Raw genomic sequence first — 13514 nt, 5'->3', positions numbered from 1 at the left:
CGAATCATTGATCGAACGCAAGGATGCCGGACCGTTGTGGCGGGCAAGCGTCGGTGATACCGTCCAGACACATGTCCAGCTGTGTGTCTTTCCGGAGGGGGACGTCATGACCCAGGCCTCACTGGAGCCGTTCACGTTCGACCCCTACGACTATCGGTTCCACGACGATCCGTATCCGCTCTACCGGCGCCTGCGCACCGAGGCACCGCTGTACCACAACCCGGAGCTGAATTTCTGGGCCGTCTCCCGGCATTCGGACGTCATCACCGCGTTCCGGGACCACGTCCGGCTCTCCAGCGCCAACGGGGTCTCGCTGGATCCCGCCGCCTGGGGCCCGCACGCGCACAAGACCATGTCCTTTCTCGCCATGGACGATCCGCGGCACGTGCGCATGCGGCGGCTGGTGTACAAGGGCTTCACACCGCGCCGGGTGGCCGAAATGGACAGCCGCATCCTGGAATTGACGCGCGAGCATCTGGAACCGGCGCTGGCGCGCGGAAGTTTCGACTGGATCGAGGATTTCGCGGGCAAGCTGCCCATGGATGTCATCTCCGAACTGCTCGGCGTGCCCGAGCCCGATCGCGCCGAGGTGCGCCGGCTCGCCGATCTCGTGGTGCACCGCGAGGAGGGCGTCCTCGACGTGCCGATGGCGGCCATCGAATCGGCGCTGTCGCTGATCGGCTACTACAGCGATATGGTCGGCGAGCGGCGCAAGGCGCCCGGTGCGGATCTCACCTCGGCGCTGCTGGACGCCGAGATCGACGGTGACCGGCTCACCGACGAGGAGATCATCGGCTTCATGTTCCTGATGGTGGTCGCCGGGAACGAGACCACCACCAAACTGCTGGGCAACGCGCTGTATTGGGCCGGCCGCAATCCCGGCGAGTACCGCAAGGTCGCCGCGGACCGGGCGCTGGTGCCGGACTGGGTCGAGGAGACGCTGCGCTACGACACCTCGAGCCAGATCGTGGCACGCAGTGCCGCAACGGATATCGAGATGTACGACCGCACGATCCCGGCCGGGGCGAAGGTGCTGCTGCTGATCGGTTCGGCCAACCGCGATCCGGAGGTGTTCGAGGACGGCGACACCTACCGACTCGACCGCCCGGACAAGGGCAACCTCGCCAGTTTCGGTGCGGGCGTGCACTTCTGCCTCGGCGCCCATCTGGCCCGGCTGGAGGCCACCATCGCCCTGCGCGAATTCGCCACACACGTACGGGCGTACGACCTCGCCGAGTCCGGTATCGAACGCGTGCACTCGACCAGTGTCCGCGGCTTCGCCAAACTCCCTGTCACCGTGGAGATCCGCTGATGCCCCGCTTCGCACCCCACCCCGAGCGCCGGCCGGTGCTGATCGCCGGCGCCTCCTCCGGTATCGGCGCCGCGACCGCCGAGGCGCTCGCCGAACTGGGGCATCCGGTGGCGCTCGGCGCTCGCCGCGTCGAACTGCTGGAGACGCTGGCCGCCAAGATCATCGGCAACGGTGGCGAGGCGTTCGCGCATCGGCTCGATGTGGCCGACACCGAGTCGGTCGACGCGTTCGTCACCGCCGCCGAGACCGCGCTCGGCCCGGCCGAGATCGTGGTGTCCGGCGCCGGCGACATGAGTTTCGGCCTGGTGCACGAGATGACACCCGAGGACTTCCGCGCTCAGGTCGACGTGCACCTGATCGGGGTGCACCGCCTGGTGCATCGCATCGTCCCGGACATGATCGCCCGGCGGCGCGGCGATTTCGTGATGATCAGCTCCGACACCGCGAACCATCCGCGGCCGCGCGCGGGGGCCTACCCGGCCGCGAAAACCGCCGTGGAGATCATGGCGCGGCAGATGGGAATGGAGTTGGAGGGCACCGGCGTCCGGGTCTCCCTGGTCCGGCCGGGCCCCACGCTCACCGGTATGGGGATGACCGTCCCCGCGGAGGTCATCGGGCCGGTGCTCGAGGACTGGGTGCGCTGGGGTTTCGCGCGGCATCCGGAGATGTTGCGCGCGAACCACCTCGCCGCCGCGATCGTCGCCGTGGTCTCCGCGCCGCGCGGGGCGCACATCCAGCTCACCGAGGTACAGCCCGAGGCCCGGGTACCGACCGGAGCCTGATTTCCGTGCCGCCGGCACGAATTCGACCGTTCACCGAAAGGATCACTGCCATGGCCGATTTCGATCGCGCCGAACTCGACGAAATGGTACGGCGCTGGCTGCAGGCCAACCGCGACTGCGAGGCCGCCGGCGACTGGCGGCCGCTGGCCGAGTTCTACACCGAGGACGCCACCTACGGCTGGAACTACGGCCCGAAACAGGAATTCATGGCCGTCGGCCGGGACGAGATCCGCGATATCGCCATCGGATTGGAGATGGACGGGCTCGAGGGCTGGACCTACCCGTATCAGGACTGGGTCATCGACGACCGCAGCGGCAATCTGATCGGCCTGTGGAAACAGGTCAGCGACCGCACCCGGCCCGACGGGCGCCATTACTCGCCGGAGGGTATCGGCGGCAGCTGGTTCCGCTACGGCGGCGACTTCCGGTGGTCGTGGCAGCGCGACTTCTTCGACTTCGGCAACGTGTCGGCGCTGTTCCTCGACATGATCACCGGTAACGCGCTCTCGGCAGGGATGCAGCAGCGCATCACCCGCGCCACCTCGGGCGAGAAACTGCCGGGCTGGTACCCCATCGGCGAAGCGCCGGTGCCGTTGTGGTGAGCGGGACCGATTCGCGCCGCAGCGGTTTCGCGGATCTGACGCAGGCCGAACTGGCCGTACTGGTGCCCGAACTGCTGCTGAGCGGGCAGCTGATCGACCGTTCCGGTATGGCGCACTGCATCGGCGCCTTCGGCCGCGAGGGTATGACCGCCGTCGCGATCGAGGAGTGGCAGGTGGCCAGTCCCGTCTACACCCGGCGGATGCAGCGCGCGCTGAACTTCGCCGGGGACAGCGTCGAGACGATCTTCAAAGGGCTGCAACTGGATATCGGCGCCCCGCCGCAGTTCATGGACTTCCGGTTCCGGGTCGACGACCACGATCACGGGGAATTCTGGCTGGACCACTGCGGTGCGCTCGCCGATGTCGAGCCGATGGGCGAGTCCTATGTGCGTTCCATGTGCCACGACATCGAGGACCCCACCTTCGATGCCACCGCGCTGGCGACCAATCCGTACGCGCAGGTGCGGCCGATCCATCGGCCGCCGCGGGTGCCCGCGGACCGGCATCCGGTCTGCGCGTGGACCGTCGTGATCGATCCCGCGCACGTGCCGCCGCCGATCCCGCCCAATTCGGATGTCCTCGCCGGCTCCCGGGCGGCCGGAATGTCGTTGGACCCCATCGATTCCGGCGATCCCGGCCACGCCGACTACGCCGGCCCGCTGCTCAGCGATCTGCGGTTCGCGGACTTCTCCCGGTCGGCGCTGATCCGCATCGCCGACGAGGTGTGCCTGCAACACCATCTGCTGGCGATGGGTTTCCGCATCGCGGTCGCCGCCCGCACCGACGCGGCGGCCGAGATATTCCGCAAGCAGTTCACCGGTATCGCGGGGATCACCTCCGAACGGCTGCGCCTGGCACTGGGTCTCGGCGACGACGATGCGGCACTGGCGCGGGTGCTGGGCCTGCATCCGGCGTGGAACCCGTTGCGGTACACCGGGATCGAGATCGAGCTCACGGACGGCGGGGTGCGGCTGCGGCTGCCCCGCCGCAGTGCGGCGCTCGCGGACGGGGTCTGGCCCGCGGTGGTCGACGCCGAACATCTGGCGCCGCTGGAGGCGATGGCGCGCGGGGTGAATCCGCACTACGCGGCCCACGTGGTCGGCGATACCGCGGACGAGCTCCTGATCGAATTCCGTTCGGCCGAGCGGCCGTTCGCCGAATCCGGCGAGGTCGCGATCACCAGGATCAGCTCCGGGGCGAATTTCCGGTTCGCCGATCGCGGCATCCCGCTCCCGTTGACCGTGGTCTGAGCACAGATGAGAGACGAAACACCATGGCGCGTAACTTCGCTGACCTGTTCGAGCACTCCGTCGACGCGATGGGCCGGCGTACCGCGCTGATCCACGGCGACCGCCGCATCACCTTCGCCGAACTCGACGCGCGAGCCAACCGGCTGGCCGATCATCTCGCCGCGGCCGGTGTGGGCCCCGGCGCCCATATCGGTTTCCAGATGCACAACAGCATCGAGACCATGGAGACCCTGATCGCCTGCTTCAAGCTGCGCGCGGTGCCGATCAACGTCAACTACCGCTACGGCGTCGAGGAACTGGTCTACCTCTACGACAACGCCGACCTCGACGTGCTGGTGTACCACCGCAGCTACGCACCGGCCGCCGCACCGGCACTCGCGCGGGTGCCCCGGGTGCGGCACGCGATCGTCGTCGACGACGATCTGGGCAGCGACGGGTTGCGCAGCACCGCAACGGAATACGAAGCGGCCCTGGCCGCGGGCTCCCCGGCGCGGCGCAAGATCGAGCGCAGCGCCGACGACGTGTACATGATGTACACCGGCGGCACCACCGGCCTGCCGAAGGGCGTGATGTGGCGGCAGGAGGACATGTGGCGGGTCCTCGGCGGCGGTATCGACTTCTACACCGGTGAACCCGTCGCCGACGAGTACCAGCAGTCCCGCGTCGGCGCGCAGTCCGATCCCGCCACCTGGCTGGTCCTGCCGCCGCTGATCCACCCGTCGGCGATGATGCCCACCTTCACCGCGCTGTGGACCGGCAACGCGGTCGTGTTCGAGTCGAGGTTCGACGCGGCGGCGGTGTGGCGCACCGTGATCCGGGAGCGGCCCATGGTGCTGGTGATCACCGGTGACGCGATGGCGCGACCGCTGCTGGACGCGCACGCCGAGGCCGACTGCGACACCGGTTCGCTGGTGGTGATCGCCTCCGGCGCCGCGCTGCTGTCCCAGCAGGCGAAGAACGCACTGCTGGAACGCTTCCCGTCGGCCCTGATCTCCGACTCCATCGGCTCCTCCGAAACGGGTTTCGGCGGAATGGGTTTCGCCACCAAGGACGACGATCCCGGCCGCGGCCCGCGCGTGCAGACCGGCCGCGGGGCCGTGGTGGTCGACGACGAGGGCCGGCCCGTCGCGGTCGGCGAGGAGGGCTGGCTGGCCAAGACCGGTTCGGTGCCACTGGGTTACTACAAGGACACCGCGAAGACCGAGAAGCTGTTCAAGACGGTCGACGGCGTGCGCATGGTGGTCACCGACGATCGGGCCCGCGCCGAGGACGGCGGCTACATCACGCTGCTCGGCCGCGGCAACATGGTGATCAACACCGGCGGCGAGAAGGTGTTCGTGGAGGAGGTGGAAAGCGTTCTCAAGGCCCATGATTCGGTGTTCGACGCGGTGGTCGTCGGTATCGCGCACGAGCGCTGGGGCCAGCAGGTCGCCGCGGTGGTGGCCACCACCGGCGCCGACGGCCCGGACTTCGAGGACCTGATCGCGCACGTCCGCAGCCACCTGGCCGGCTACAAGGTGCCCCGCACCCTCTGGATCGCCGATACGGTGGTCCGCTCCCCCAGCGGCAAACCCGACTACCGCTGGGCGAAGGACTACGCCGGCGCCCGCACCCCCGATCATCGGGTGGGCAGCGACCGCTGACCGTGCCGCAACGACCCTGGTCGGACCCTACAGTAGGATTCAGACACATGTCCGAACTCGCATCCACCGGCATCGAGGCGACTCGACGGCGCCTCACCGAGAAACAGGCCGACACCGTCGACCGCCTCACCGCGGCCGCGGTCGACGTGCTGTCCCGGGAAGGCTACTCCGGCACCACGATTCGACTCGTCGCCGCGGCCGCGGGTGTCGGCACCGCCACCGCCTACACGTATTTCTCGTCCAAGGAACACCTCATCTCGGAGGTGTACTGGCGCCGCCTGATCGCCGCGCCGCCCCTCGAGACCGAGGACGCGGATCCGGCGGACCGGGTCGTCGCGGTCCTGCGCCAGGTCTCGCTGCTGGTGGCCGACGAACCGGCCCTGGCCAGCGCGGTCAGCAGCGCGCTGCTCGGCGACGACCCGGACGTGCGCCACCTGCGGGTCCGGATCGGCAGTGAGATCCGCGGCCGCCTCGCCGCCGCCCTCGGTTCCACCGATTCCGAGAGCCTGTCGATGCTGGAACTGCTCTACTCCGGCGCCCTGCTCCAGGCCGGCATGAACCTGCTCTCCTACGAACAGGTGGCCGACCTGCTCGAGATCTCGGCCCGCCGCCTCCTCGCCGACCGCCACTCCTGACCCGAATCCGCGCCGGCCCGGCCGTCCCCACGCGGCCGGGGCCGTCGCGTCGCCACACCCGAACCGGCGGCTCCGATCGAATCGCCGTGACCGCGCCGGTGCCCGCGGGCGTATCCGCATGCCCGTAGCGGTCCGGAACCTGTTCCGCTGCATCCAATTTCACCGAAGGGCCCGCAACTGCGGCACCACCGCACCGGCGTGCGGATCGCCGCATGCCGCGGCATTCGGCCCGGTCGCGAGTCTTGTCGCGCGCCGCGCCTCATAGTACTGTCCAGACAGATGTCCATCATTTGTCCGGACAGATTTCCGGGCAGGATTTCCGGCCCGTAGGGACGTCGGTCCCGTCAGGAGGAAAGCAGTGTCAGCTCCGTCCATCCCCGCCGGCTTCGACTTCACCGATCCGGGTCTCTGGGAATCACGCAATCCGGTCAGGGAATTCGCCGAACTGCGGCGGACCGCGCCGGTGTGGTGGAATCCGCAGGCCGACGAGCAGTCCGGCGGTTTCCGGGACGGGGGGTACTGGGTCGTCTCCAAACACGAGGACATCAAGGAGATCTCGCGGAATTCGGAGCTGTTCTCCTCGCAGCAGAAGGGGTCGATCATCCGGTTGCCCGGTGAGGTGACCCCCGAGCAGATCGAACTCACCGGCGCGCTGCTGGTGAACATGGATCCGCCCAAGCACACCAAGATCCGGCGCATCATCTCGAAGGGGTTCAGCCCGCGGGCCGTGGAGGGGTTGCGGGCCGCGCTGGCCGAGCGCGCGGCCGCCATCGTGGCGGCCGCACGCGAGCAGGGCAGCGGCGATTTCGTCGAGCAGGTGGCGTGTGAGCTGCCGCTGCAGGCGATCGCGGAACTGCTCGGCGTTCCGCAGGACGATCGGCACAAGCTGTTCGAGTGGTCGAATCAGATGCTCAACTACGACGATCCGGAGTACGGGGACGCCGTCACCACGGACGCGTCGACGCTCGCCTCGATGGAGATCCTCGGCTACGCCTGGGCCATGGCCGAGGCGCGGCGCGCGAATCCGCTCGGCGACATCGTGAGTCAGCTCGTGCACGCCGATATCGACGGTGAGGCACTGGCTTCCGAGGAGTTCGGCTTCTTCGTCATCCTGCTCGCGGTGGCCGGCAACGAGACCACCCGCAACGCCATCACCCACGGGATGAAGGCGTTCGTCGACAATCCCGGGCAGTGGGAGCTGTACCGGCGGGAGCGCCCGCGCACCGCCACCGACGAGATCGTCCGCTGGGCCACCCCGGTGACGGCGTTCCAGCGCACCGCCACCGCGGACACCGAACTCGGCGGGCAGACCATCCGGGCCGGGCAGCGGGTCGGATTGTTCTACAGCTCGGCCAATTTCGACGAGGACACCTTCGAGAATCCCTTCTCGTTCGACATCCTGCGCGATCCGAATCCGCACCTGGCCTTCGGCGGCACCGGGGCGCACTACTGTGTCGGAGCGAATCTGGCCCGGCTGGAGATCGACCTGATGTTCAACGCGCTCGCCGAGGTCGTACCGGATCTGTCGGAGGTCGCGGCGCCGGAACGCCTGCGCTCGGGCTGGATCAACGGCATCAAGCACTGGCCGGTGCGGTACGGGTGAACGGAACCGCGGCGGCCCGGGTGGAGTTCACCCGGGCCGCTGTTGTCGAGCAAACCTGCTGTCGGGCAGGCACTCTCGCCGCTACTTGTGCGGAACTCCCACCACGAGACCGCCGTCGACGACGAACTCCGCGCCGGTCGCGTACGCGGATTCGTCGCTGGCCAGGAAGAGTACGAACGTCGCGACCTCTTCGGGCTGGGCGGGACGGCCCAGCGGGATGGTCACCAGATCGTCGGGGATCTGCTCGGTCATCGGGGTGCGGATCAGGCCCGGATGCAGCGAGTTGATCCGGATCTTGCGGGGCGCCAATTCGAGTGCCGCCGATTTGGCCAGCCCGCGCACGCCCCATTTCGACGCGACGTACCCGTGCGCCCACGGGGCGCCGCGCAGGCCCTCGATCGAGGACACGTTGACGATCGACCCGCCACCGGCCACGGTCATCGGCTCCACGACCGACCGGATCCCGAGAAAGGTGCCGGTGAGATTCACGTCGAGGATCCGCCGCCACTTGCCGAGGTCGAACTTCTCGATGGGGCCGCCGTTGATGATGCCGGCATTGTTCACGAGCACGTCGAGCTTGCCGAAGGAGGTGACCGCCTCGGCCACCGCCGCCTCCCACTGCTCCGGCTCGGTGACGTCGAGATGGACGTAACGCGCTGCGGCGCCGAGCTTCTCGGCAACCGCGGCACCCTCGTCGTCCAGGATGTCACCGAGGACGACCCGAGCGCCCTCGGCCACGAGCAGTTCCGCGTGCGCCGCGCCCATGCCGCGCGCCCCGCCACTGATGAGTGCCACTTTGCCGTCTACGCGTCCCATGGCGGTCACGCTAACATACCGACTGGAAGCCAATCCAGACTACTGTCCAGAAATATGACCGGACCCTGTGATCGGCCCGAACCGCTACGCACCGAGGAGAATCCATGCCTATCCGTGTCGCCCACGTCGGCACCGGGAACGTCGGCCGGCTGGCATTGACCGGCCTCGTCGAGAGCCCGCACTACGAGCTGACCGGCGTCTGCGTCTCCACCCCCGCCAAGGTCGGCCGCGACGCCGGTGAACTCGCGGGACTCGACGTGACCACCGGCATCGCCGCGGTCGGCGATCTCGACGCGCTGCTGGCGACGGAACCGGAGTGCGTCGTGTACTGCGCGATGGGTGACACCCGGCTGCCGGAGGCGGTCGAGGATGTGCGCCGGCTGCTGGCCGCCGGCGTCGACGTGGTCGGCTCGTCGCCGGGCCTGTTGCAGTATCCCTGGCAGGTGCTGCCGCCGAAATTCATCACGCCGATCGAAGATGCCGCGCGGCAAGGGAATTCGAGCCTGTTCATCACCGGCGTCGACCCCGGCTTCGCCAACGACCTGCTGCCCTTCGCCCTCACCGGCACCTGCCAGACCGTGGAACAGGTCCGCTGCATGGAGATCGCCGACTACGCCACCTACGACGGCGCGACGGTCATGTTCGACGTCATGGGTTTCGGCAGGCCGATCGACGAGATCCCGATGCTGTTGCAGCCCGGCGTGCTGAGTATCGCGTGGGGACCGGCGATCCGGCAGCTGGCCGCCGGGCTCGGCGTCACCGTGGACACGATCACCGAACACTACGAACGGATTCCGGCCACCGAACCGTTCGACATCGCCGTCGGGCACGTGCCCGAGGGTGGCGTGGTGGCGCTGCGTTTCGAATTGCGCGGCATGGTCGGCGGGCATCCGGCGATCGTGATCGAGCACGTCACCCGCCTGCGCGCGGATCTGTGCCCGGACTGGCCGCAGCCCGCCCAGCCCGGCGGCTCCTACCGCATCGAGATCACCGGGGAGCCTTCGTATTCCGTGGACATCTGCCCGACCAGCCGCAAGGGCGATCACAACCACGCCGCGATCGTCGCGGCCGCGGGCCGGATCGTGAACGCGATCCCCGCGGTGGTCGCCGCCGCCCCCGGCATCCGCACCACCCTCGATCTACCCCTGGTCACCGCGCCCGGCGTGGTCCGGGCGCCCCGGAAGCACTAGGCGCTGTCCGCGAAATCGTGTGCCGGGTGATCACTTTCGGGAACATCACCGAACGTTGCCGGGGCGAGTTCGCCCGCGCGGGCCAGGAGCGCGGCGTATCTGCCACCGCGAGCGACGAGTTCGTCGTGTGTGCCGCGCTCGGCGATCCGGCCGTGGTCGAGCACCACGATCTGGTCCGCGTCGCGGACGGTGGACAGCCGGTGCGCGATGGTGATGGTGGTGCGGCCCGCCGCGAGCGCGTCCACCGCATCCTGCACCGCGCGCTCGGTGCGGGTGTCCAGCGCACTGGTCGCCTCGTCCAGCACCAGGATCGGCGGATCCCGCAGGATCGTGCGGGCCAGGGCCAGCCGCTGCTTCTCGCCGCCGGAGAACCGGTAGCCGCGCTCCCCCACGACGGTGTCGTAGCCGTCGGGCAGGCTCGCGATGTGGTCGTGGATCTGGGCCGCGCGCGCCGCCCGGTGCAACTCCGCGTCGGTGGCGTCCGGCTTGGCGAAGCGCAGGTTCTCCGCGACGGTGGCGTGGAACAGGTAGGTCTCCTGCGACACCACGCCGACGGCACGGGCCAGATCGGCGAACGACAGCTCCCGCACATCCGTGCCGTCGATGCGCACCCGGCCCGCCGTCACGTCGTAGAGCCGCGGCACCAGGTAACTCAATGTCGTTTTGCCCGAACCGGTTTCACCCACCACGGCCAGGCTGGAGCCCGCGGGCACGTGCAGGTCGACATCGTCCAGCGCCGGGGCCGGGGCGCCGTCGTAACCGAATCCGACATGGTCGAAGTCCACCGCGCCGGTGATGTGCGGCAGCTTCGCGGGCGTCGCGGACTCGGTGATGTCCGGGGTGAGATCGAGGTATTCGAAGATGCGCGCGAACAGCGCCAGTGAGCTCTGGATGTCGACGCCGGTCTGCAACAGCATGACCAGCGGCCGCAGCAACCCGCTCTGCAGGGTGGTGAAGGCGACCAGGGTACCCACCGAGACCAGCGAATGTCCGTGCGAGACAGTCAATCCGGCCGCCCAGTAGATCACCGCGGGCATCGCGGACATGACCATCTGGATGGTGGACTGCCGCCACCGGCCCGCCATACTCGCCTGCAGTTCGAGATCCGCCAGCTCCCGCGACTCGCCCGCGAAGTTGCGGGTCAGTGCGGGCGCGCGACCCATGGTGCGGCCCAGCAGGATTCCGCTGACCGACAGCGACTCCTCCACGATGGCGGACATGGACGCGAGCTGCTTCTGCCGGCGCGCGGTGATGCGGCGGCGTTCGTTGCCGACGCGGCGGCTGACCCACACGAAGAACGGCAGCATGACCAGCGAGACCAGCGTGAGCCGCCAGTCCAGCGCGATCATCGCGATGACACTCGCGGTCACCGCGGTGAAGTTGGAGACCAGCGAGGTCGCCGTGGAGGTGACCGTGGACTGCATCCCGCCGATGTCGTTGGCGATGCGGGACTGCACCTCACCGGTGCGGGTGGTGGTGAAGAACGCCAGCGGCATCTGCTGCAACCGGGCGTAGACGGCGGTGCGCAGGTCGTGCATGACCCGCTGCCCGACCGCGGTGGAGATGTAGGTCTGCGACACACCGAACACGCTGGTCGCGACCGAGACCGCGATCATGCCCGCGGCGAGCACGGTCAGCAGGCCGGTACGCCCCTGCGGCAGCGCCACGTCCAGCACGGCGCGCAGCAGGAACGGCGAGGCCAGCGAGACGACGGCGGACAGTGCCACCAGCAGGGCCATGACGGTGAGTTGTCCCCGGTAGGGAGCGAAGAGCCGGAGTATCCGGCGAAGTTGTGGACGCGGCAAGGGCACTCCTTCGACGATCGATGCCCGGTGTAACTGAGTATGACTCACAATTGTTCCCCGCAACAATGAGGTAGGCTCAGCTCGTGACGACCCCGGCGGAGAACGAACTGCCCGACCTGTTCTTCGAGGTCTCGAAGCGGATGCGCCGCAACCAGGCAGCACACCTGGCACCGCTCGGGCTGACCCCCGCGCAGGCCAGGGCGCTGCGCTCGATCGTGCGCGCGGACGGGCCGATGCGCATGGTGGATCTGGCCACCCAGCTCGATGTGGTGCCGCGCACGGTCACCACGGTGATCGATGCGCTGGAGGCGGCCGGTCTGGTCCGCCGCACCGCCGATCCGGCGAACCGCCGGTCCACGCTGCTCGAGCCCACCGACGCGGGCCGGGCCGTGCGCGCCCGCATCACCGAGGCGCGCAGACATGCGGCCGCCGAGGTGTTCGCGCCGCTGTCCCCCGATCAGCGCGCAACCCTCGGCGCACTGCTGGCGCAGCTGCGCGACCCGGCGGAGCCGGAATCGCCGGCCCCGAAACTCGATGGTGAACAGGCCCGCTGACCCGCACACTCGGCCTATGAAACCCGTTTTCGAGGAATTGGTGGCCGAGGCCGCATCGGCATCCGTGGACGGCTGGGACTTCGCCTGGCTCGACGGCCGAGCCACCGAGGCCCGCCCGTCCTGGGGCTACCAGCGGTCGATGAGCGCCCGGCTCGAAACCGCCACCGCCGCACTGGATATCCAGACCGGCGGCGGGGAGGTCCTCGCCGGGTCGAAGTCCTTCCCGCCCACCATGGTCGCCACCGAGTCGTGGCCGCCGAATATCGCCAGGGCCACCGCACTGCTGCATCCGCGCGGCGCGGTCGTGGTCGCCACCCCCGACCGGCCGCCGCTGCCGTTCGCGGACGCGGCCTTCGACCTGGTCACCTGCCGGCATCCGGCGACCGTCTGGTGGGACGAGATCGCCCGCGTCCTGCAACCCGGTGGCACCTATTTCGCGCAACACGTCGGACCGGCCAGCGTATTCGAGCTGGTCGAATACTTCCTCGGCCCCCAGCCCCGCGCCCGCCGCGGGCGTCACCCCGAGGCGGAGGCCGCGGCCGCGCGCGCGGCCGGCCTGGACATCGTCGACCAGCGCACCGAGCGCCTGCGCATGGAGTTCGACGACGTCGGCGCGGTGGTCTATCTGCTGCGCAAGGTCATCTGGCTGGTCCCCGGCTTCACCGTCGACCTGCACCGCGACCGCCTGCGCCGCCTCCACGAGCAGATCCGGCGGGACGGACCGTTCGTCGCCCACTCCACCCGCACCCTCGTCGAGGCCACCAAACCGGTCAGTGGATTCCGCCTTGCTCCACCCAGTCGCCCGGACTAGCATTTGGACACATGTCCGATCTACCGTCCACCACAGTCCGGCCGGGTGCGGCGCCGGTGGACCGGGCCGCGATGTTCGAGGTACTCCTGGAGTCGGCCCGGACGGTCATCGTGCGCACCGGCTTCGGGAGTCTCACGGTCGCGGCGATCGCCGGGGAGGCGGGTGTCGATCTCGAATCGGCGCAGACCTGGTTCGCCACCGATGTGCAGCTGATCTCCGAATTGCTGTGGCGGCAGCTGTCTTCGGCGCAGGCTCGCGCGAATCGCGGTCGCCTGGAATCCGATGCCCTCGACGTGCTGCACCTGCGGGCCCGCACCGCGAGCGAGATCCGGCATCGCATCCGGGCGGCGCTGGGTCCGCAGCCCGATACCGCGACGCTGGAGCAGCTCGAAACGATCTACGCAGCAGCCCTTTTCGACGCCGGTACCGGCTACGCCACCGATCCGCAGGGCGCCGGCTCGCGCGAACAGGTCGTGCGGCGCATCCTCGATCGCCGCTGATCCGGCAGCGT

The 13514-nt window shown here is 69.1% G+C and carries 13 protein-coding genes; 11 read left to right on the top strand and 2 right to left on the bottom strand.

From position 1 onward, the window contains the following. Positions 1-106: 106 nt before the first annotated feature. From G361_RS0100770 to G361_RS0100740, 7 genes are all read left to right on the top strand, one after another. Entirely contained in the window at positions 107-1312 is a 1206-nt protein-coding gene (locus G361_RS0100770) for a cytochrome P450 (protein WP_026342559.1), read from the top strand. Further along, on the top strand, positions 1312-2094 hold the full coding sequence (locus G361_RS0100765; RefSeq protein ID WP_019925126.1) for an SDR family oxidoreductase: 783 nt from the start codon (positions 1312-1314) through the stop codon (positions 2092-2094). The genes G361_RS0100770 and G361_RS0100765 overlap by 1 nt, the downstream gene beginning before the upstream one ends. Positions 2095-2144: 50 nt before the next feature. Then, on the top strand, positions 2145-2696 hold the full coding sequence (locus tag G361_RS0100760; RefSeq protein ID WP_019925125.1) for a nuclear transport factor 2 family protein: 552 nt from the start codon (positions 2145-2147) through the stop codon (positions 2694-2696). Further along, the gene (locus tag G361_RS0100755) at positions 2690-3946 is read left to right on the top strand and encodes a hypothetical protein (protein WP_019925124.1); all 1257 of its coding nucleotides are present in this window, start codon (positions 2690-2692) and stop codon (positions 3944-3946) included. Before G361_RS0100760 ends, G361_RS0100755 begins: the two co-directional genes overlap by 7 nt. Positions 3947-3969: 23 nt before the next feature. Continuing rightward, positions 3970-5589, top strand: coding sequence for an acyl-CoA synthetase (locus tag G361_RS0100750; protein WP_019925123.1), 1620 nt, complete (start codon positions 3970-3972; stop codon positions 5587-5589). Positions 5590-5636: 47 nt separating this feature from the next. Continuing rightward, positions 5637-6224 (top strand): TetR/AcrR family transcriptional regulator, encoded by a 588-nt coding sequence (locus tag G361_RS0100745; RefSeq protein ID WP_019925122.1) that lies wholly within the window; start codon positions 5637-5639, stop codon positions 6222-6224. A 358-nt stretch (positions 6225-6582) separates the two neighbouring features. Next, positions 6583-7827, top strand: a complete 1245-nt coding sequence (locus tag G361_RS0100740; protein WP_019925121.1) for a cytochrome P450 — start codon at positions 6583-6585, stop codon at positions 7825-7827. An 81-nt stretch (positions 7828-7908) separates the two neighbouring features. On the opposite strand, the gene G361_RS0100735 is transcribed toward G361_RS0100740, so the two are convergent. Further along, the gene (locus G361_RS0100735; RefSeq protein ID WP_026342558.1) at positions 7909-8643 is read right to left on the bottom strand and encodes a glucose 1-dehydrogenase; all 735 of its coding nucleotides are present in this window, start codon (positions 8641-8643) and stop codon (positions 7909-7911) included. Positions 8644-8747: 104 nt separating this feature from the next. Between G361_RS0100735 and G361_RS0100730 the strand changes: the two genes are divergently transcribed. Beyond that, a complete protein-coding gene (locus G361_RS0100730; protein WP_019925119.1) occupies positions 8748-9833 on the top strand; it encodes a diacylglycerol kinase in 1086 nt (361 codons plus the stop codon). On the opposite strand, the gene G361_RS41710 is transcribed toward G361_RS0100730, so the two are convergent. Next, positions 9830-11572 (bottom strand): ABC transporter ATP-binding protein, encoded by a 1743-nt coding sequence (locus G361_RS41710; RefSeq protein WP_019925118.1) that lies wholly within the window; start codon positions 11570-11572, stop codon positions 9830-9832. The two genes, G361_RS0100730 and G361_RS41710, sit on opposite strands and share 4 nt — an antisense overlap. A gap of 149 nt (positions 11573-11721) precedes the next feature. Here G361_RS41710 and G361_RS0100720 point away from each other — a divergent pair, with 149 nt between their 5' ends. Genes G361_RS0100720 through G361_RS46535 form a run of 3 tightly spaced genes read left to right on the top strand, consistent with a single transcriptional unit; the run spans position 11722 to position 13503 of the window. After that, positions 11722-12192, top strand: coding sequence for a MarR family winged helix-turn-helix transcriptional regulator (locus G361_RS0100720; RefSeq protein WP_019925117.1), 471 nt, complete (start codon positions 11722-11724; stop codon positions 12190-12192). A 16-nt stretch (positions 12193-12208) separates the two neighbouring features. After that, positions 12209-13003: a class I SAM-dependent methyltransferase gene (locus G361_RS0100715; RefSeq protein WP_019925116.1), complete on the top strand. Its 795-nt coding sequence runs from the start codon at positions 12209-12211 to the stop codon at positions 13001-13003. Between the two features lie 11 nt (positions 13004-13014). Beyond that, positions 13015-13503 (top strand): hypothetical protein, encoded by a 489-nt coding sequence (locus G361_RS46535; RefSeq protein WP_019925115.1) that lies wholly within the window; start codon positions 13015-13017, stop codon positions 13501-13503. Positions 13504-13514 lie beyond the last annotated feature (11 nt).

The organism is Nocardia sp. BMG111209, assembly GCF_000381925.1.
Classification (GTDB): domain Bacteria; phylum Actinomycetota; class Actinomycetes; order Mycobacteriales; family Mycobacteriaceae; genus Nocardia.
Note: the sequence above shows the minus strand (reverse complement) of the source record. Positions and strands in the feature narration are given on the sequence as shown.

What these genes read in the sequence shown, in the direction of transcription:
- G361_RS0100770 (WP_026342559.1), top strand. Translation starts at nt 107, where the DNA reads ATGACCCAGGCCTCACTGGAGCCGTTCACGTTCGACCCCTACGACTAT.
- G361_RS0100765 (WP_019925126.1), top strand. Translation starts at nt 1,312, where the DNA reads ATGCCCCGCTTCGCACCCCACCCCGAGCGCCGGCCGGTGCTGATCGCC.
- G361_RS0100760 (WP_019925125.1), top strand. Translation starts at nt 2,145, where the DNA reads ATGGCCGATTTCGATCGCGCCGAACTCGACGAAATGGTACGGCGCTGG.
- G361_RS0100750 (WP_019925123.1), top strand. Translation starts at nt 3,970, where the DNA reads ATGGCGCGTAACTTCGCTGACCTGTTCGAGCACTCCGTCGACGCGATG.
- G361_RS0100745 (WP_019925122.1), top strand. Translation starts at nt 5,637, where the DNA reads ATGTCCGAACTCGCATCCACCGGCATCGAGGCGACTCGACGGCGCCTC.
- G361_RS0100735 (WP_026342558.1), bottom strand. Translation starts at nt 8,643, where the DNA reads ATGGGACGCGTAGACGGCAAAGTGGCACTCATCAGTGGCGGGGCGCGC.
- G361_RS0100730 (WP_019925119.1), top strand. Translation starts at nt 8,748, where the DNA reads ATGCCTATCCGTGTCGCCCACGTCGGCACCGGGAACGTCGGCCGGCTG.
- G361_RS41710 (WP_019925118.1), bottom strand. Translation starts at nt 11,572, where the DNA reads ATGGCCCTGCTGGTGGCACTGTCCGCCGTCGTCTCGCTGGCCTCGCCG.
- G361_RS0100715 (WP_019925116.1), top strand. Translation starts at nt 12,209, where the DNA reads ATGAAACCCGTTTTCGAGGAATTGGTGGCCGAGGCCGCATCGGCATCC.
- G361_RS46535 (WP_019925115.1), top strand. Translation starts at nt 13,015, where the DNA reads ATGTCCGATCTACCGTCCACCACAGTCCGGCCGGGTGCGGCGCCGGTG.